The sequence below is a fragment of the Roseococcus thiosulfatophilus genome (assembly GCF_017311575.1).
Lineage (GTDB): Bacteria > Pseudomonadota > Alphaproteobacteria > Acetobacterales > Acetobacteraceae > Roseococcus > Roseococcus thiosulfatophilus.
Map to the genome: position 1 here is coordinate 1 of NZ_JAFFQY010000062.1, position 17,553 is coordinate 17,553.

15 protein-coding genes and 1 tRNA gene are annotated in these 17,553 nt (G+C 70.9%); 10 read left to right on the forward strand and 6 right to left on the reverse strand.

What is annotated here, in order from left to right; translation table 11 throughout:
• The coding region (locus JTN19_RS16875; protein WP_206935045.1) for a DUF3489 domain-containing protein at nucleotides 1-653 on the forward strand (653 nt) is incomplete at its 5' end.
• Nucleotides 654-759: 106 nt separating this feature from the next.
• Here the strand turns inward: JTN19_RS16875 and JTN19_RS16880 are convergent.
• The 4 genes from JTN19_RS16880 to JTN19_RS16895 form a co-directional block, all read right to left on the reverse strand.
• Nucleotides 760-836: transfer RNA gene (locus tag JTN19_RS16880), tRNA-Arg, on the reverse strand.
• 9 nt (nucleotides 837-845) lie between these two features.
• Nucleotides 846-1,796, reverse strand: a complete 951-nt coding sequence (locus tag JTN19_RS20560; RefSeq protein WP_206935048.1) for a DUF697 domain-containing protein — start codon at nucleotides 1,794-1,796, stop codon at nucleotides 846-848.
• Nucleotides 1,797-1,884: 88 nt separating this feature from the next.
• Nucleotides 1,885-3,303 carry a YcjX family protein gene (locus JTN19_RS16890; RefSeq protein WP_206935051.1) on the reverse strand — a complete coding sequence of 473 codons (1,419 nt, stop codon included), beginning with the start codon at nucleotides 3,301-3,303 and terminating at the stop codon, nucleotides 1,885-1,887.
• Nucleotides 3,304-3,312: 9 nt separating this feature from the next.
• Nucleotides 3,313-4,854 carry an MmgE/PrpD family protein gene (locus JTN19_RS16895; RefSeq protein WP_206935054.1) on the reverse strand — a complete coding sequence of 514 codons (1,542 nt, stop codon included), beginning with the start codon at nucleotides 4,852-4,854 and terminating at the stop codon, nucleotides 3,313-3,315.
• 134 nt (nucleotides 4,855-4,988) lie between these two features.
• Between JTN19_RS16895 and JTN19_RS16900 the strand changes: the two genes are divergently transcribed.
• The 8 genes from JTN19_RS16900 (at nucleotide 4,989) to arsJ (ending at nucleotide 13,131) form a co-directional block, all read left to right on the forward strand.
• A complete protein-coding gene (locus JTN19_RS16900; RefSeq protein ID WP_206935057.1) occupies nucleotides 4,989-6,362 on the forward strand; it encodes a dihydroorotase in 1,374 nt (457 codons plus the stop codon).
• Nucleotides 6,363-6,466: 104 nt separating this feature from the next.
• On the forward strand, nucleotides 6,467-7,447 hold the full coding sequence (gene phnD / locus JTN19_RS16905) for a phosphate/phosphite/phosphonate ABC transporter substrate-binding protein (RefSeq protein ID WP_206935060.1): 981 nt from the start codon (nucleotides 6,467-6,469) through the stop codon (nucleotides 7,445-7,447).
• 74 nt (nucleotides 7,448-7,521) lie between these two features.
• Complete coding sequence (phnC, locus tag JTN19_RS16910; protein WP_206935063.1) at nucleotides 7,522-8,340, forward strand: phosphonate ABC transporter ATP-binding protein; 819 nt, start codon at nucleotides 7,522-7,524, stop codon at nucleotides 8,338-8,340.
• Nucleotides 8,337-9,155 carry a phosphonate ABC transporter, permease protein PhnE gene (gene phnE / locus JTN19_RS16915; protein WP_206935065.1) on the forward strand — a complete coding sequence of 273 codons (819 nt, stop codon included), beginning with the start codon at nucleotides 8,337-8,339 and terminating at the stop codon, nucleotides 9,153-9,155. Before phnC ends, phnE (JTN19_RS16915) begins: the two co-directional genes overlap by 4 nt.
• Nucleotide 9,156: 1 nt before the next feature.
• Complete coding sequence (gene phnE, locus JTN19_RS16920) at nucleotides 9,157-9,975, forward strand: phosphonate ABC transporter, permease protein PhnE (protein ID WP_206935067.1); 819 nt, start codon at nucleotides 9,157-9,159, stop codon at nucleotides 9,973-9,975.
• Between the two features lie 53 nt (nucleotides 9,976-10,028).
• A complete protein-coding gene (locus tag JTN19_RS16925) occupies nucleotides 10,029-10,877 on the forward strand; it encodes a metalloregulator ArsR/SmtB family transcription factor (protein WP_206935069.1) in 849 nt (282 codons plus the stop codon).
• The gene (locus tag JTN19_RS16930; protein WP_206935071.1) at nucleotides 10,874-11,914 is read left to right on the forward strand and encodes an ArsJ-associated glyceraldehyde-3-phosphate dehydrogenase; all 1,041 of its coding nucleotides are present in this window, start codon (nucleotides 10,874-10,876) and stop codon (nucleotides 11,912-11,914) included. Before JTN19_RS16925 ends, JTN19_RS16930 begins: the two co-directional genes overlap by 4 nt.
• A complete protein-coding gene (gene arsJ / locus JTN19_RS16935; RefSeq protein ID WP_340643355.1) occupies nucleotides 11,911-13,131 on the forward strand; it encodes an organoarsenical effux MFS transporter ArsJ in 1,221 nt (406 codons plus the stop codon). Before JTN19_RS16930 ends, arsJ begins: the two co-directional genes overlap by 4 nt.
• On the opposite strand, the gene JTN19_RS16940 is transcribed toward arsJ, so the two are convergent.
• A complete protein-coding gene (locus tag JTN19_RS16940) occupies nucleotides 13,132-14,496 on the reverse strand; it encodes an LLM class flavin-dependent oxidoreductase (RefSeq protein ID WP_206935072.1) in 1,365 nt (454 codons plus the stop codon). It lies immediately after the preceding gene.
• Between the two features lie 29 nt (nucleotides 14,497-14,525).
• Nucleotides 14,526-15,728 carry an MFS transporter gene (locus JTN19_RS16945; protein ID WP_206935073.1) on the reverse strand — a complete coding sequence of 401 codons (1,203 nt, stop codon included), beginning with the start codon at nucleotides 15,726-15,728 and terminating at the stop codon, nucleotides 14,526-14,528.
• Nucleotides 15,729-15,862: 134 nt separating this feature from the next.
• On the opposite strand from JTN19_RS16945, the gene JTN19_RS16950 reads away from it, so the two are divergent.
• Nucleotides 15,863-17,545 (forward strand): acyl-CoA dehydrogenase family protein, encoded by a 1,683-nt coding sequence (locus JTN19_RS16950; protein ID WP_206935075.1) that lies wholly within the window; start codon nucleotides 15,863-15,865, stop codon nucleotides 17,543-17,545.
• The last annotated feature ends 8 nt before the right edge of the window (nucleotides 17,546-17,553 follow it).

Below are 17,553 nucleotides of genomic sequence, written 5' to 3' on the forward strand. Positions count from 1 at the left end.
TCGTGGCGCGCATCACCGACGAGGGGCTGCGCGCGATCGGCATCGACCCGAACGAGGGCCACGCGGTCGCCGGCGAGTCCGACTGCTCGGGCATCGAGGGCAGCGTGCCCGACACGGCGCCCACGGTGGCGCCCGCCGCGGAGCCCGCGACACAGGACGCCAAGGTCGCCGAAGCCGCCCAGGCCGCGCCCCTGACGGAGGAGATCGCACTGCTCGACCAGGCCCTCGCGGCACCCACCGCCACACCGCGCGCCAGCCTGCGCGACGCCGCCACAGCGATCCTCGCCGCCTGGGACGACGAGGCGAACCGCGAGGGCGACATGATCGGCGTGCTCGATGCGCCGATGCAGGCGCTGCGCGACGCCCTGGCCCGCAAGCCCGGCCGCCCCATGCGCGAGCCGGGTTCACCGCCCCGCCCTCGCGAGGGCACCAAGCTCATGGCGGTGCTGGCCATGCTGCGCCGCCCGGAGGGCGCCACGGTCGCGCAGGTCGGCGAAGCCACCGGATGGGGCAAGGACACGGTGCGCGGCTTCTTCGCCGGCCTGAAAAAGAAGGGGATCACGGTCGAGGTGGCCGAGCGAATTCGGCAGGTCGGCCCGAATCGCGCGGGAAGCCGCGGGTCCTACACGGTCTACCGTGTCACCGGCGCTTAAGACCGAACCGGGAACGGGCGGGGTGCCAACAGCGCCCCGCCATGACCCCGGTGTGACCCCGGCCTATTTTGTTCCGGGTCAGCCACCGGCTAACCCTTTGAATAATTGGCGGACCCGAAAGGATTCGAACCTTCGACCTCTGCCTTCGGAGGGCAGCGCTCTATCCAGCTGAGCTACGGGTCCCTGACCTGCTTATAGGTGCCGCCCGCCCGGGGCGGAAGCCCCTTCGGCCGAGTTGGCGAAGCCGCCCCGCAGCACGTCGCGCAGCCCAGGCGATGTGGCGGGGTCGAAGGGCACCGGGCGGCAGGCGGTCATGGCCAGCAGGCCGAAGCGGGCCATGCGCTGGCCGGTCACGCCGGCCTCGGCCGCGCGGCCCACCAGGAAGCCCATCCAGTACCCCCCGGCCGAGGCCACCGCATCGCTCGCCGCGTCCACCCCCGCCACCAGCGCGGCATCGGCCACCACGCGCCGCATGAGGCGCCACTCCGCGATCCGGCCGGGCCGCAGCCCGTAGAGCACGGCCAACCGCCGCAGCAGAAGCACCGCGCGGCCGATGAACAGCAGCAAATCCCCCAGCGGCGTCGGGCTCACCATGCCCAGGACCGCGGCACCGCGCGCGGCCTCGGCGACGGCGCGCAGCGCGCGTTCATCCACCGGGCCCAGCACTTCGCGCACGAAGGCGGCCTGCACTTGGCCGGCGTCGGTGGCCCCCGCGGTCGCCTCGCGCCAGCGCGTCAGCGCCGCGGCGTCGGTGGCGCCTCGGGCCAGCAGCGAGGCCGCAAGCCGCTCCAGGCTGCGCGCCATGCCCGCCATGTCGCGCGCCTGGGCAACCTGCTCGGCGCGGATGGCCTCCGCCTGGTCGAGCGCGCGCAGCGCCGCGAGCTCACGCTGCACGATACGCCCGACACCGAGCACCAGAAGCGCGCCGCCCACCACGCCCACCCAGGCGCCCGGCCCACCCTCGCCCAGCCAGCGCCACAGCGTCTCGGCGAGCCAGGCGAAGCCGAGCGTGCCGGCACCCGCCAGCACCAGCCCGACACCCCCCAGCCCTCGGCGCGCGGGGCGAGGGGGCTCGGCGGGCAACGGGGCCGGCACCGGCGGCGCGGGGGTGAAGGCGGCATGGCCGAGTTCGGGTGCGAACACCGGCTCCGCGGGCGGAGCGGGCGGAGCGGGCGGAGCGGGCGGCGAGAGGGGTTCGGCGCGCCCGGTCTGGGGGCGGAAAACTTCGGGGTCAGGCATGGCCGTCCAGCAGGAAGTCCAGCGCCTCGTCGAGGCCCAGATGCGGCAGGTCGTGCCGCGCGCGCAGCGATTCGGGGTCGGGCAGGAATTCGGGCCAGTCGAAGCCCACCAACCCCGCCGCCTGCCACGCGGCCCAGTCGCGCGCGGTGGGCGGGCCTGCGGGCGGGGCGGGGAAGCGGAAGGTCACGCCGCAATCCAGCGTGCCGGTCGCGCGGTCGCGCACGCAGCCGGCCACCAGTGGGCGGCCTTCGGCGTCGGTGCCGTCGCGCGTGGCGGCGATGGCGGAGAGCGCCAGGCTGCGGGACTGCTCGCGCCCGCCCTCGCTGCCCGCGAGGCCACCCAGCAGCATGTCGAGATGGGCGCGCAGCCGCTGCCGGCCTTGCGGGGGCAGGTAGTCGGCCTTGGTGGCGGCATAGAGCACGCGCACCGCGCCGCCGAAGAACCGCGCCAGGAGGCCCATGCGCGGCCGCATGGCCCGCGCCACCTGGGCCAGCGCGGCGGTTGCGTCGGCATAGCCCTCCTCCCCGGAGGAGAGGGCGCCCAGCAGGTCGAACAGGACCACCTGGCGCGTGGTACCGGGGCCGCGCAGACTGTCGAAGAAGCCACGCACATGGTCACGCCGATAGGCGTCGTAGCGACGGGCCAGGACCGCGGCGAAGCTGCCCGCGGGGGAGCGCCTGGCGGTGGAGGCCGGCAGGGGGAAGAAGCGGAATTCCTCCTGCGCCAGGATGGCGGCGCGCCCACCCACCTTCTCGGGCCGCAGGAACAGGCCAGGTTGCAGCAGGGCGAGGCGGCCCTGGGTCCGCGCCGCCTCAAGGAATTCCATGAAGGCCAGGTGCCCGGCCCGCGCCGCCTCGTCCGAATAGGGTTGGGCGGGGTCAATCGCGGTGATCGCGGCCAGGGCGGGCCCGGCCAGCGCGGCGCGTGGCGGGCGCCCCATGGCGGCCAGCGTGGCCTGGCTCCAGGCCGCGAAATCCTGGTCGAGCATGGGCAGGTCCAGCGCCCATTCCCCCGGATAGTCGAGGATGGTGACGCGCCGCGTCTCGCGCAGCTTCGCGTCGGCGCGGCGCAGCACACGGTCCAGCGCGCCGAGCGCCAGGCCGGGCGGCCTCTCCAGCGTCAGTTCAAGGGTGATGGCGCGGACGCTGTTGGTCGCTTCCGGCCAATGCGGGCTTTCGGCACGCAGCGCGGCGAGGTTGGCCTCATAGGGAAAGGCCTCGATGGCCTGCACCGCGCCCTGTGGTGGTACAGGACGCGCATGCACCAGGCGGCCTGTCCGCGCCGCCCCCCAGGCCGGAAAGGCCTGGGGCACGCGCGGCGCGATGCAAAGCGCATGCACCAGCGCCGTGATGAAGGCGGTCTTGCCCGCCCGCGACAGGCCGGTGACGCAAAGGCGCAGGTCGCGGGCCAAGGGCGAGCCTCAGAAGATCCCCGGCTTGCTCTCCGCCAGCGTCCCCTTGGGCAAGGCCACGTTCAGCGCGGAAAGCTCACCCGCCTTCAGGCTCAGCACGCCCTCGGCGGCCTCGATGAAGCGGTTGGCCTCGCGCGGGGTGATGATGCCATCCGTCAGTGTCAGGAACTTGCGGATGTAGTCCGCGCGGCCGAAGGGCTTGGCGCCGCGCGGGTGGGCATTGGCCACGCCCAGCTCATCCACCTTCTTGGTGCCGTCCTTGAACAGGATTTCCACGCGCCCGCCGAAGGCCAGGGTGTCGGGGTCCTTGGAGTGGTAGCGCTCGGTCCATTCCGGCGCCTCGCGCGTCTCGATCTTGTGCCACAGCCGCACGGTGTCGGCGCGGCCGGCGCGCTTGGGCGCGTAGCTGTCCACATGGTGCCAGCTGCCGTCCTGCAGGGCGACGGCGAAGATGTACATGATGGAGTGGTCCAGCGTCTCGCGGCTGGCCTTGGGGTCCATCTTCTGCGGGTCGTTCGCCCCGGTGCCGATCACGTAGTGGGTGTGGTGGCTGGTGTGGATGATGATCTTCTCGATGCTGTCCCAGTCCGTGATGTCCTCGCGCATGCGGAAGGCGAGGTCGATCAGCGCCTGGGACTGGTACTCGGCCGAGTGCTCCTTGGTGTAGCTGTCCAGGATGGCGCGCTTGGGCTCGCCCAGGGCCGGCAGCGGCACCTGGTAGTAGTCGGGGTCATAGACCGTCTTGCGGCCCTTGCTGTCGGCCTGGGTGCGCCCGGCCAGCACCCAGGCGATGACGCTGTCCTCGCCCTCATAGATGGGGCTGGGCGCGCCCTCGCCGCGCATGCAGCGGTCCACGGCCTCGACCGCCAGCTTGCCGGCATGGGCGGGGGCATAGGCCTTCCAGGAGCTGATCTCGCCCTTGCGCGACTGGCGGAAGGAGATGGAGGTGTGCAGCGCCTGCTGCACCGACTGGAAGATCACCTCCTGCTTGAGGCCCAGCAGCGTGCCGATGCCGGCCGCGCTCGCGGGGCAAAGGTGGGCGATGTGGTCCACCTTGTGCTCGTGCAGGCAGATGGCGCGCACCAGGTTGATGTGGATCTCATAGCCGGTGGCGAGGCCCCGGATCAGGTCGCGGCCCGAACGGCCCATCGCCTGGGCGACGGCCAGCACGGGCGGGATGTTGTCGCCGGGGTGGGAGTAGTCGGCCGCCAGGAAGGTGTCGTGCATGTCCAGCTCACGCACCGCGGTCCCGTTCGCCCAGGCCGCCCATTCGGGGCTGACGGTGGTGCCGGCGGGCATGCCGAAGACGGTGGCCCCGCCCTCCTTCTTCTTGTGGCCCAGCGCCATGCCGCGGGCCGAAACCACCGGGCGGCGGTTGATGGCCGCGATGGCCACCGCCGCATTGTCGATGATGCGGTTGATGATCATGGCGGAGACGGCCTTCTCCACCGCCACCTTGTCGGTGGCCACGCCGGCGATCTTCCAGGCGAGCTGCTCCTCGCGCGGCAGCAGCGCCTTGGAGGGGTGGACCTTTACCGTATGCATCTGCATGGACAAGCATTTCCTTCCGAAAGGCAGGACCATTGGCGCTTGGCGATGCGTCCGCCCGCGCCTAGCCTGCCAAATATCGCGCGGGCGGAGTGTATCGGCCGGCCCGCGCATGGCAACTCTGGGGGCAAGCCGAAATGGCGTTCGATCTGGTGGTCCGCGGCGATCTGGTGCTGGCGGACGGCATTCTGGAAGGTGGCTATGTCGCGGTGCGGGGCGGGGTGATCGCCGCCATCGGCCAGGGGGCGCCACCCGCCGCGGCCGAGACGGCGGATCATTCCGGCATGCTGGTCTTCCCGGGCCTGGTGGACGGGCACATGCACACCAGCAGCTCCACCGGCTGGCCGGGCATCGAGGGCGCATCCAAGACGGCCGCCGCCGGCGGGGTCACCACCTGCGTGGACATGCCCTACGACGTGCCGACGCCGGTGACGGATGCCGCCATCCTGCGCGACAAGATCGCGCATGTGCACCGCCTGTCCCATGTGGACATGGCGCTCTACGGCACCATCCGGAAGGATGGGAATGTCGAGGACATCGCGGGGCTGGTGGAGGGGGGCGTCTGCTCCTTCAAGCTGTCCACCTATGAATACGACCCGGTGCGCTTCCCGCGCATCGACCACCCGACCATGCTGCGCGCCTTCAGCGAGATCGCGAAATCCAACCTCATGGTCGCGATCCACAATGAGGATCAGGAGCTGGTGGTGCGCCTGACCGAGCAGGCCAAGGCCGCCGGCGAGACGCATCCCATCATGCATTGCCGCACCCGCCCGCCGCTGTGCGAGACCATGGCGGACCTCGAGATCTTCGAGATGGCGCTGGAGACGGGCTGCCACGTCCACATCGCGCACTCCTCGCTGGCGCGCGGCTTCGACCTGGCGGAAATCTTCCGCAAGCAGGGCGCCCGCACCTCGGGCGAGGCCTGCATCCAGTATCTCTGCATGACCGAGGAGGACATCATCCGCCTCGAAGGCTTCGGCAAGTGCAACCCGCCCTTCCGCAGCGCCGAGGAGGTGGAGCGCATGTGGGCGGCGCTGGAGGCCGGCAAGATGGCCTATGTCTCCACCGACCACGCGCCCTGGCCGCGTGACCGCAAGGTCTACACCGGTGACATCTTCACCGTGGGCGCGGGGCTCACCGGCATGCAGTCCTTCGCGCCGCTGATGTTCACCCTGCTGGAGAAGCGCGGCCTGCCGCTGACCCACATGGCGAGCCTCTGCGCCGAGCGCCCCGCGCGCTTCCACGGGCTCTTCCCCAAGAAGGGCGCCATCCGCATCGGTTGCGACGCGGACCTGGTGGTGATGGAGCGCGGCCGCTTCCCCTTCGACCCCGCCACCATCCAGGACCGCGAGGACGCCCGCTGGTCGCCCTACGAAGGGATGGAGATGACGGCGCGCGTGGCCTCCACCTATCTGCGCGGCGGCCGCATCTGGGACGGCAAGACCGTGCTCGCCAAGCCCGGCACCGGCCGCTTCGTGCCGCGCCAGCACAAGGAGTGCTTCCTCGGCTGAGATCAACGCCGGGTGAACGCCCGGACATGATTTCACCGAAGTGAAACAGACGCCCCTGGGGATGTTCGGCTAATCGCCGACCGGACAATTCCCCAGGAGGTCTGATGTTGCTCCGCCGCATGTTCGCCGCCGCCGCGCTGGTCGCGGCCGGCTTCTCCCTCCCCGCCGCCGCGCAGACGCAAGATTGCCCGCGCGGCGCGCTCGACGCGCGCTTCTGCGACCGCGACGGCGACCTGGTGGCCGATGCGCCGACCAACCCGCGTGACCTCGTGGACCCGCAGACGCTGGTCTTCGCCTATACCCCGGTCGAGGACCCCGCCGTCTATCGCCGCGTGTGGCAGGAATTCCTGGACCATCTGGCGCGCGAGACGGGCCGCCGCGTCCAGTTCTTCGCCGTGCAGTCCAACGCTGCCCAGATCGAGGCGATGCGCGCGGGCCGCCTGCATGTGGCCGGCTTCAACACCGGCTCCAACCCGCTGGCCGTGAACTGCGCGGGCTTCGTGCCCTTCGCGATGATGGCCGCGCGCGATGGCCGCTTCGGCTATGAGATGGAGATCATCGTCCAGGCCGAAGGCCCCATCCAGCGGATGGAAGACCTGCGCGGCCGCCTGGTCGCCTTCACCTCGCAGACCTCCAACTCCGGCTTCAAGGCGCCGTCGGCGCTGCTGGAAAGCCAGTTCAACCTGGTGGCCGATCGCGACTTCCGCACGGCCTTCTCGGGCCGGCACGACAACTCCATCCTGGGTGTCGCCAACCGCGACTATGACGCGGCGGCCATCGCGAACTCCGTGATGACGCGCATGGTGGCGCGCAATGCCGTGGACCCCGCGCGCATCCGCACCATCTACCGCAGCGCCTCCTTCCCCACGACGGGCTATGGCCACGCGCACAACCTGAACCCGCAGCTGGCCGAGCGCATCCGCGGCGCCTTCTTCAACTTCAACTGGGAAGGCACGGGGCTGCAGCGCGAGTTCGCCTCGGCGCAGCCGCCGCAGGAGGTGTTCATTCCCATCACCTACCGCCAGCACTGGGAGGTGATCCGCCAGATCGACGCGGCGATGAACGTCTCCTACGCCTGCCGCTGAACGGCCGAACCTGCCGCCGCCGCCCGCGCCCGAACAGGCGCCGGGCGGCGGCTTTCCTTTGACTGGATTCCGCCATGCCCGAGAACGCCCCTCCCCTCCTCGCCATCACCGGCCTGACCAAGCGCTACGCCACCGGCGACCTCGCGCTGAACGAGGTCAGCCTCGCCGTGCCGCCGGGCCAGGTGATGGCGCTGATCGGCCCCTCGGGCGCGGGCAAGTCCACCCTGATCCGCTGCGTGAACCGGCTGGTGGAGCCGACCTCCGGCCAGGTGGTGCTGGACGGGGCGGAGCTGACCACGCTCGGCCGCGCGGCGCTGCGGCGCGCGCGGCGGCGCATGGGCATGATCTTCCAGGAGTACGCGCTGGTGGAACGGCTGACGGTGATGGAGAACGTGCTCTCCGGCCGCCTCGGCTACACCGGCTTCTGGGCCTCCTGGTTCCGCCGCTTCCCCCGCCGTGACGTGGAGGAGGCCTTCCGCCTGCTGGCCCGCGTGGGCCTCGCGCACATGGCCGACAAGCGGGCCGATGCGCTCTCGGGCGGGCAGCGGCAGCGCGTGGGCATCGTGCGCGCGCTGATGCAGGACCCGGCCCTGCTGCTGGTGGACGAGCCCACCGCCAGCCTTGACCCCAAGACCAGCCGGCAGATCATGCGGCTGATCGTGGAGCTGTGCGAGGAACGCGGCCTCGCCGCCATCATCAACATCCATGACGTGGCGCTTGCGCAGGAATTCGCGCGCCGCATCGTGGGGCTGCGCGCCGGCCGCATCGTCTTCGACGGCACCCCGGAGACGCTGGACGCGGCGGCACTGACCGCCATCTATGGCGAGGAGGACTGGTCGCGCACCATCCGCCGCATCGAGGCGGAGGACAGCGTGGCGGAGCCCGTGGCGTGAGCGCCACCGCTTTCGACGCGGCGGCCGCCGCCCGCGCCTGGCGCCCGCCGCCGCTGATCTCGAGCCCGCTGCTGCGCTACGCCGTCTATCTCGGCGCGCTGGCCTATGTCGTGCTGGGTGTGGCCACCGTCGAGGTGAACTGGGCGCGCGCGGCCGAGGGCATGGGCCGCGCCGCCGGCTTCCTGGGCGGCTTCTTCCCGCCCGATTTCGTGAGCAAGGGCGACGACATCTTCGAAGGGCTGATGGAAAGCCTGACGATGACGGTGGTCTCGACCGCACTCGGCATCGCGCTGTCCATTCCCGTGGCGCTGGGCGCCTCGCGCAACCTGGCCCCGTTGCCGATCTACCTGTTCTGCCGCGGCATCATCGCCGTCAGCCGCACCTTCCAGGAGATCATCATCGCCATCGTCTTCGTGGCCATGGTGGGCTTCGGACCGCTGGCGGGCATGCTGACGCTGACCTTCGCGACCGTGGGCTTCATGGCGAAGCTGCTGGCGGAGGACATCGAGGACATCGAGCGCGCCCAGGCCGAGGCCGTACGCGCCACCGGCGCGGGCTGGTTCTCCTGGATCGCCTGGAGCGTGCTGCCGCAGGTGAAGCCGCGGCTGATCGGGCTTTCGGCCTATCGCCTCGACATCAATTTCCGTGAGAGCGCCGTGCTGGGCCTCGTGGGCGCGGGCGGCATCGGCGACACGCTGAACACCGCCTTCGACCGCTATGAGTTCGACACAGCGGCCGCCGTGCTGCTCATCATCATCGCGATCGTGCTGGTGTGCGAATACACGAGCGGCTGGATCCGCCGGAAGGTGCAATAGGATGCCCATCCTCGAACGCGCGGGCGGAATGCCCGAATGGAAGCGCCGCACCACGGCGCAGGACATGCTGGTCTGGACGGGCTGGCTGGCTGGCGTCGCCTTGGCCGTGGCCTGCTTCCAGTTCATCTCGGACCGCACCATCTGGGCCTTCGTCTGGGATGCGCCGACGCAGGGCGCGGACCTGGTGTCGCGCATGTTCCCGCCGCGCTGGTCCTATGCGGAGCAGCTGTGGAAGCCGCTCTGGGACACGATCAACATCGCCACACTCGGCACGCTGCTGGCGATCGTCATCGGCGTGCCGCTGGCCTTCCTGGCGGCGCACAACACCACGCCCTCCGTGCTGTTCGTGCGGCCGGTGGTGCTGTTCATCATCGTGGCCAGCCGCTCCATCAACTCGCTGATCTGGGCGCTGATCCTGGTCATCATCCTGGGGCCGGGCGTGCTGGCGGGCATCCTTGCCATCGCGCTGCGCTCCATCGGCTTCATCGCGAAGCTGCTCTACGAGGCGATCGAGGAGATCGACCCCAGCCAGGTCGAGGCCCTGCGCGCCTCGGGCGCCAGCAACCCGCAGGTGCTGGCCTGGGGGATGGTGCCGCAGGTGATGCCGGCCTTCGCGGGCATCAGCGTCTTCCGCTGGGACATCAATATCCGCGAGGCGACGGTCCTGGGCCTCGTGGGCGCGGGGGGCATCGGCATGCAGCTCGAGGCCTCCATCAACACGCTGGCCTGGCCGCAGGTGACGATGATCTTCCTCCTGATCCTGGGCATGGTGGCCGTCAGCGAATGGCTTTCGGCACGGGTGCGGCACGCCATTATTTGACTGTCATCGAAATATCAAACTGAGGCACGGCGCGGGGTGCTACACCCCGTGCCATGGACAGTGAACGCGCCGCGCTGGGCTTCACCGCGCTGGGCCAGACCACAAGGCTGGAACTGATGCGCCTGCTGCTGGGGCGCGGGCCGACCGGGCTTGCGGCGGGTGAGATCGCGGCCGCGCTGGGCGCCACGCCCTCCACCCTCTCCTTTCACCTGCGCGCGCTGGAACAGGCGGGGCTGATCCGCCCCACCCGCATCGGGCGCAGCCTGGTCTATGCGGCGCAGGTCGCGGCGCTGCGCGAATTGCTGGCCTTCGTCGCGGAAGCCTGCTGCGACGGCGAGCCCGCGCGCTGCGGTGACCTCGCCACGCTTCTCCCCACCGCCGCGAAAGGGACGGCCATGCCCGCCTTCAACGTGCTTTTCCTGTGCAGCCGCAACTCCGCGCGCTCCATTATGGCGGAGGCCATCCTCAACAAGCTGGGCGAGGGCCGCTTCCGCGCCTTCTCCGCCGGCTCCGAGCCCTCGCCCGAGGGGCCCATGCCCGAGGTGGTCGCGCAACTCAGCGCGCTGGGCCATGACGTATCGGGCCTGTCCAGCAAGTCCTGGAACCTGTTCATGGAGCCTGACGCGCCGCGGATGGATTTCGTCATTACCCTCTGCGACATCCTGGCCGGCCAGTCCTGCCCCGATTTCGGCGAGACCATGATCACCGCCGCCTGGCCCCTACCCGACCCCGCGAAGTTCAGCGGCAACGCGGCCGAACGCGCCACGCTGCTGAACGAGCTCTATGCCGGGCTGCACCGGCGCATCGGCATCTTCACGAGCCTGCCCATTGCGGCGCTCGACCGCATCGCGCTGAAGGCAAGGCTGGATGAGCTGGCGCATCCGGCGGGAGCCCGCGCGTGAAGGTCGGCATCAATGGCATGGGCCGCATCGGGCGGCTCGCGCTGCGCGCCGCGCTGGGTGCGGCCGAGCGCCAGAACAGCGACCCGCGCGCGGGCAACCGCCTGGAGGTGGTGTATCTGAACGAGGTGAAGGGCGGCGTCGCCGCCACCGCGCATCTGCTGGAATTCGACAGTGTGCAGGGCCGCTGGCGCGCCGATTTCGCGGCCGAGGATGGCGCGGTCCGCATCAACGATCGCCGCATGACCTTCTCCGAACATGGCAAGCCTGGCGACATCCCCTGGGGCGACCTGGGCGTGGACGTCGTGCTGGAATGCACCGGCAAGTTCCTCAGCCCCGAGACCCTCCAGGGCCATCTCGACCGCGGCGCCAAGCGCGTGGTCGTGGCCGCACCCGTGAAGTTCGACAGCGTGCTGAACGTGGTGGTGGGGGTGAACGAGCACCTCTACGACCCCGCGCGGCACCCCATCGTGACGGCCGCCTCCTGCACCACCAACTGCCTCGCCCCCGTGGTGAAGGTGGTGCATGAGGCCATCGGCATCCGCCATGGGCAGATCACCACCATCCATGACCCGACCAACACCAACGTCGTGGTGGACGCGCCGCACAAGGATCTGCGCCGCGCGCGGAGTGCGATGCTGTCGCTCCAGCCCACCACCACGGGCAGCGCCACCGCCATCGCGCTGATCTATCCGGAGCTGAAGGGCAAGCTGAACGGCCACGCCGTGCGCGCGCCGGTGCTGAATGCGTCGCTGACCGACTGCGTGTTCGAGATGCGCCGCGAGGTCACGGTGGAGGAGGTGAACGCCCTCTTCGCCGAGGCCGCCGCCGGGCCGCTCGCCGGCATCCTGGGCTATGAGACGCGGCCCCTGGTCAGCGCCGACTACGCCCGCGACACGCGCAGCGGCACCGTGGACGCGCTCTCCACCATGGTCACCGACGGCACGCTGCTGAAGGTCTATGCCTGGTACGACAACGAGATGGGCTATGCCTGCCGCATGGTGGACCTGGCCTGCCACATGGAGCGCGTGGGCCTGTGAGGAACTACGCCACCGTCACCGCCGCCTATTGGGGCTTCACCCTGACGGATGGCGCCTTGCGGATGCTGGTGCTGCTGCATTTCTTCCAGCTGGGCTATTCGCCCTTCACGCTAGCCTTCCTGTTCCTGCTCTATGAGGCGGCGGGGGTGGTGGCGAACCTCATCGGTGGCTGGCTCGCCACGCGCTTCGGCATCGCGCGGATGCTGGCGGTGGGATTGTCGGCGCAGGTTTCGGGGTTCCTGCTTCTCTCGGCGGTGTCACCCTCCTGGGGCGCGGCCTTGTCCGTGGCCTGGGTGGTGCTGGCGCAGGGCGTCTGCGGCGTGGCGAAGGATCTGACCAAGACGGCCAGCAAGTCCGCCATCAAAATCACCCATGACGAAGCGCGGCGCGAGGGCGGCGAAAGCCAGCTCTTCCGATGGGTCGCCTTCTTCACCGGCAGCAAGAACGCCATGAAGGGCCTGGGCTTCTTCCTGGGCGGGCTGCTGCTGGAAGCGCTGGGCTTCAGCGGCGCGCTCTGGGCCATGGCGGCGGCGCTGCTGCTGGTGCTGGCCTTCGTGCTGCTCAGCCTGCCGCCGATGATGGGCAAGGCGCGCGCCTCGAAATCCGCGAAGGAGTTGTTCGCGAAGAATGCGGGCGTGAACCTGCTGGCCGCCGCGCGCGTGTTTCTCTTCGGGGCGCGCGACGTGTGGTTCGTGGTGGGGCTTCCGGTGTTCCTCTACGCCAGCGGCTGGACCTTCACGATGGTGGGCGGGTTCCTCGCGGTCTGGACCATCGGCTACGGCATCATCCAGGCGGCGGCCCCGGCCGTGGTCCGACGCAGCGCCGACGGGCTCTCCACCGAAGTGCCGGCCGCGCGGACATGGTCGCTGGCGCTGGCGCTGGTGCCGGCCATCCTGGCCGCGATGATGCTGGGGGGCGTGCCGCGCGCCGACCTCTTCGTGCCCATTGGCCTGTGCGTCTTCGGCGTGCTGTTTGCCGTGAATTCCTCGGTGCATTCCTATCTCGTGCTGGCCTATGCGGGCAGCGAGAAGGCGGCCGAGGATGTGGGCTTCTACTACGCCGCCAATGCCGCGGGGCGGTTCATGGGCACGCTGCTGTCAGGGCTGCTCTATATGGCGGGCGGCCTGGTGGCCTGCCTGCTGGGTGCCGCGGCCATGCTCGTCATCTGCTGGCTGGTCACGCTGGCGCTGCCCGCGCGCCAGCCGCAACCCGCCTGATCAGCGCCGCCAGTCGAAGGGCTCCGCGCGAGGCAGGCCGAGGTTTTCGCGCAGCGTGATGCCGTCGAACTCGCGCCGGAACAGGCCGCGCCTTTGCAGTTCCGGCACCACCAGCCGTACGAAATCCTCGTAGCTGCCCGGCATGTGGGTGGCGGCCAGCACGAAGCCATCGCAGGCCCCACCCTCGAACCATGCCTGCATCTGGTCGGCCACCTGGGTCGGCGTGCCGCTGAAGCAGGTGAATTCGTGGATGGTGCCGCGCCGGCTGATCTCCACGAAGTCGCGCAGGGTCGGGTTCGTCTTGCCGCTGACCCGCACCACGCGGTCGCGCAACGCCTGCAGGCCCTTGATGCCGGCCAGCTCCGCGTCGGTGAAGGCCTCGTCCATGCCCTTCGAGCCGAAGTCGTAGTTCAGCACCTCCGACAGCAGCGCGAGGCCGTCAATGGGCTTGGCCAGCCCCTCGATCAGCGCGCGCTTCTCGGCCGCCGCCTGCTCCGTCTCACCCACCACGCAATAGACGGCCGGGCAGAGGCGCACGCTGGCCGGGTCGCGGCCCGACCTCGCCACCTGGTCCTTGAAGCTGGCATAGGAACGCTGCGCGGCGGCGATATCGGGCGAGATGACGAAGACGAGGTCACCCCATTGCGCCGCGAAAGCCTGCCCGCGCCCGCTCTGCCCCGCCTGGATCAGCACCGGCCTTCCCTGCGGCGTGCGCGGGACGGTGAAGGGCCCGCGCGAGCGGAAGTACTTCCCCACATGGTCCAGCCGCCTGACCTTCGCGGGGTCCGCGAAGATGCCGCTCTCGCGGTCCTGCACGATGGCGTCATCGGCCCAGCTGTCCCAGTGCGACAGCACCACCTCCAGGAACTCATCCGCGCGGTCATAGCGCAGGTCGTGCTCCAGATGCGTGGTGGCGCCCATGTTGTGCGCCTCGCTGTCGTTCAGCGAGGTGACAACGTTCCACGCCACGCGCCCGCCCAGCATGTGGTCGAGCGTGGCGAAGACGCGCGCCACATGGAAGGGTTCATAATAGGTGGTGGAATAGGTGGCGCCCAGGCCAAGCCGCGTCGTCGCCAGCCCCATCGCCGTCAGGATGGAAACGAGGTCGAGCTTCACCACGCGGATGCCATGCCGCACCGCCTCGCCATGGTCGTGGTTCAGGATGTCCGGCAGGGCGAGCCGGTCGTCGAAGAAGGCCATGTGGAAACGCCCCGCCTCCAGCGTGCGGGCGATGCGCTGGTAGTATTCGGGGCTGAGGTAGTCCTGCATCGTGGCCGGATGCCGCCAGGAGCCTGGGTAGTTCGAGCAGTTCTGCGCCTGCAAGAAGGCAATAAGGGCCATCTGGCCGGGCCTGGCGTGCGACATCGGGGCGTTCCTCAACACATTTGCGCGGATCATCCCCCAGGCCGCGCGGCCTGACCAGTTGTCGCGAAGCGGCGCGACCACCAGGCCACCCCCGCGCCCATGAGGGACAGCACCCCCGCCAGCGCGAAGGCCGTGGTGTAGCCGCCCATGGCGGTGCTCCGCAGCGCCAGCGCGGTGGGCCCGACCACCGCGCCGGTGAAGGTCAGTGACAGCACGGCGCCCGAGGCCGCCCCCTGCGCACCCTCCGGCGCCAGCCGCACCGATTCCGCGACGAGCACGCCGTTCCAACCGGTCGAGGTCGCGCCCAGCAGAACGAACAGCAGCACGATCTTCCAGGTGGCCACCCCCGGCGCCAGAGGCAGCAGCGCGAAGAACAGCGTGGCCAGCAGGCCGATCAGCACCAGCACGCGCAGCCCGCCCTGCCAGGCATCGGCCAGCATGGCCCAGCCGATGCGCGAGAACGCCCCCACCGCCTGTGAGAGCCCCACCATCAGCCCGGCCGAGACCGGGTCCCAGCCGAAATCCAGCACCAGCATCGCCACCATGTGCGCGCCGAGTGCGATCTGGACCAGCGCATAGGCGCCGCCCGTCACCGCCAGTGCGCGCAGCGCCGGCGCATCGCGCAGGCGGAAGCGGGCGAGTGCGGCGGACGCTGCGCCATGCCCCGCATCCCAGCCCGCACGGAGCGGCTGGATGGCCAGCGCCAGCAGCACCAGCACCGCCCCGGCCCCCAGCAGCCCCACGCGCCAGCCCGCAGCCTCGGCCACGCGCGGCAGGATCACACCCCCCAGCGCGACGCCCAGCGGCACGCCCATCTGCTTCACCGCGAAGACCAGGTTCCGGCGCGAGGCCGGCGCCAGCCGCCCCAGCAGTTGCGACGCGGCCGGGTTGGTCAGCCCATAGGCACCGCCCAGCAGCGCCGAGGCGGGAATGGCGAGCCAAGGGCTGGCACTCGCCAGCAGCGCCGCGCCGCAGCCGGCCAGGACCAGCGCGATCTGCGTCGTGCGCAGCGGCCCCATCCGCCACAGCACCGCACCCCCGCGCGCCGAGGTCAGCGCCGCGAAGACATAGACCAGGCCCACCTGGTAGCCGATCAACGCCACCCCCACGCCGAAATCCGGCGCGGCCTGCGCCACCAGCACGGGCAGCGCGAAGACCGCCAGCGTGGCGAGCGACTGCGCGAGGCCCGTGACCGCCAACGCGGCGCCGAGCCCGGCAGGGCGCGACGTCATCGGGGCAAGGAGGGCAAATGCGGCATGGCTGCGCCAGCCTTGCACGGGGTGCGGCCCCGGACCACCCACCCTCCCGGGCTTGGCGAGCCACCACCAAGGGCGCACCATGCCGCCAACCAATCCAGGAGGGCGCCATGCACATCACCTCGATCGCCCGCGCGCCGATCGGCCCCGAGGCGGTGCCGGATTCGGCCGGCACCAACCTGTACCGCGCCGACCCGGCCTTCGCGCGGCTGCTGCCGCTCTATCTGCCCGCCGACCTGCGCGCGGTGCTGGAACCGCGCCTGGACCAGCTCGGCGCCCTGGCCGGGGGCGCGCTGGATGCGCTCTCCGCCACCGCCGACCGCAACCCGCCCGAACTGCATCATCGCAGCCGCCGCGGCGAGGACGCGCAGCATATCGAGTACCACCCCGCCTATCGCGAGATGGAGCGCCTGGCCTTCGGCGAATTCGGCCTGGCGGCGATGAGCCACCGCGCGGGCGTCTTCGGCTGGCCCACGCCCCTGCCGCCGGCCGCGAAATACGCGCTGACCTTCCTGTTCGCCCAGGCGGAATTCGGGCTGCTCTGCCCGCTCTCCATGACGGACAGCCTGGCGCGCACGCTGCGCCGCTACGGCCAGCCGGAGCTGTTGGAACGCTATTTGCCGCTGCTGACCAGCCAGGACATGGACGCGCTGCACCAGGGCGCGATGTTCATGACCGAGCAGGGTGCCGGCAGCGACATCGCCAACACCGCCGTCACGGCCGCCCCGCGCAATGACGGCACCCATGCGCTGCATGGCGACAAGTGGTTCTGCTCCAACCCCGATGCGGAGCTGGCCCTGGTGCTGGCGCGGATCGAGGGGGGGCCGCCGGGGCTGAAGGGGGTGGGCCTCTTCCTGCTGCCGCGCACCCTGCCCGATGGCACGCCGAACAGCCTCCGCATCGTCCGCCTCAAAGACAAGCTCGGCACGCGCAGCATGGCGAGTGGCGAGGTGCGGATGGAAGGCGCGCGCGCCTGGCTCATCGGGGACCCGGAAGCGGGCTTCAAGCAGATGGCCGACATGGTCAACAACTCGCGCCTGTCGAACGGCGTCCGCGCGGCGGGCATGATGCGCCGCGCGGTGGCCGAGGCGCTGCACGTCGCCCGCAACCGCCAGGCCTTCGGCCGGCGCCTCATCGAGATGCCGCTGATGCGCCGGCAGTTGGCGAAGATGCTGATGCGCGCGGAGCAGGCCCGCACCATGGTCTTCCAGACCGCCGAGGCGCTGCGCCGCAGCGATGCCGGCGAGGAAGCCGCGCGCCCCCTGCTGCGCATCCTGACGCCGTTGCTGAAATACCGCGCCTGCCGCGACGCCCGCGCCGTGACCGGCGATGCCATGGAGGTGCGCGGCGGCTGCGGCTACATCGAGGAATGGCCTGAGGCCAAGCTGCTGCGCGACGCGCATCTGGGCAGCATCTGGGAGGGCACGAGCAACATCGTCGCCCTCGACGTGCTGCGGGCGGCCAAGCGCGAGGGGTCGCTAGACGCCCTCTCCGCCCATCTGGCCGGGCTGCTGGCCGAGGCACCGCTGCAAGGCGCGGCCGAGGCCTGGGGGCGCGCCACGGCCCTGGCCGAACGCGCGGGCGGGGACGAGGCGCTGGCGAGGGCGGCGGCCGGCGCGCTGTATCACCTTACCAGCGCGGCCGCGATGAACTGGGAGGCGGCGCGGACGGGCGATGCGAACCGCGCGGCGCTGGCCGCCATGGTGCTGCGCCACCGCGTGCTGCCGCGCGACCCGCTCTCGCCGGAGGACCCCGACGCGGCGCTTCTCCCGGCCCTGCTCGACGCGGCCTAGGCCGCGCG

Excerpts from the sequence above, each read along its gene's own strand:
- phnE (WP_206935067.1), top strand. The coding sequence starts at position 9,157 with ATGCCCATCCTCGAACGCGCGGGCGGAATGCCCGAATGGAAGCGCCGC.
- JTN19_RS16900 (WP_206935057.1), top strand. The coding sequence starts at position 4,989 with ATGGCGTTCGATCTGGTGGTCCGCGGCGATCTGGTGCTGGCGGACGGC.
- JTN19_RS16950 (WP_206935075.1), top strand. The coding sequence starts at position 15,863 with ATGCACATCACCTCGATCGCCCGCGCGCCGATCGGCCCCGAGGCGGTG.
- JTN19_RS16945 (WP_206935073.1), bottom strand. The coding sequence starts at position 15,728 with ATGACGTCGCGCCCTGCCGGGCTCGGCGCCGCGTTGGCGGTCACGGGC.
- JTN19_RS16925 (WP_206935069.1), top strand. The coding sequence starts at position 10,029 with ATGGACAGTGAACGCGCCGCGCTGGGCTTCACCGCGCTGGGCCAGACC.
- phnC (WP_206935063.1), top strand. The coding sequence starts at position 7,522 with ATGCCCGAGAACGCCCCTCCCCTCCTCGCCATCACCGGCCTGACCAAG.
- JTN19_RS16940 (WP_206935072.1), bottom strand. The coding sequence starts at position 14,496 with ATGTCGCACGCCAGGCCCGGCCAGATGGCCCTTATTGCCTTCTTGCAG.
- phnD (WP_206935060.1), top strand. The coding sequence starts at position 6,467 with ATGTTGCTCCGCCGCATGTTCGCCGCCGCCGCGCTGGTCGCGGCCGGC.
- JTN19_RS16895 (WP_206935054.1), bottom strand. The coding sequence starts at position 4,854 with ATGCAGATGCATACGGTAAAGGTCCACCCCTCCAAGGCGCTGCTGCCG.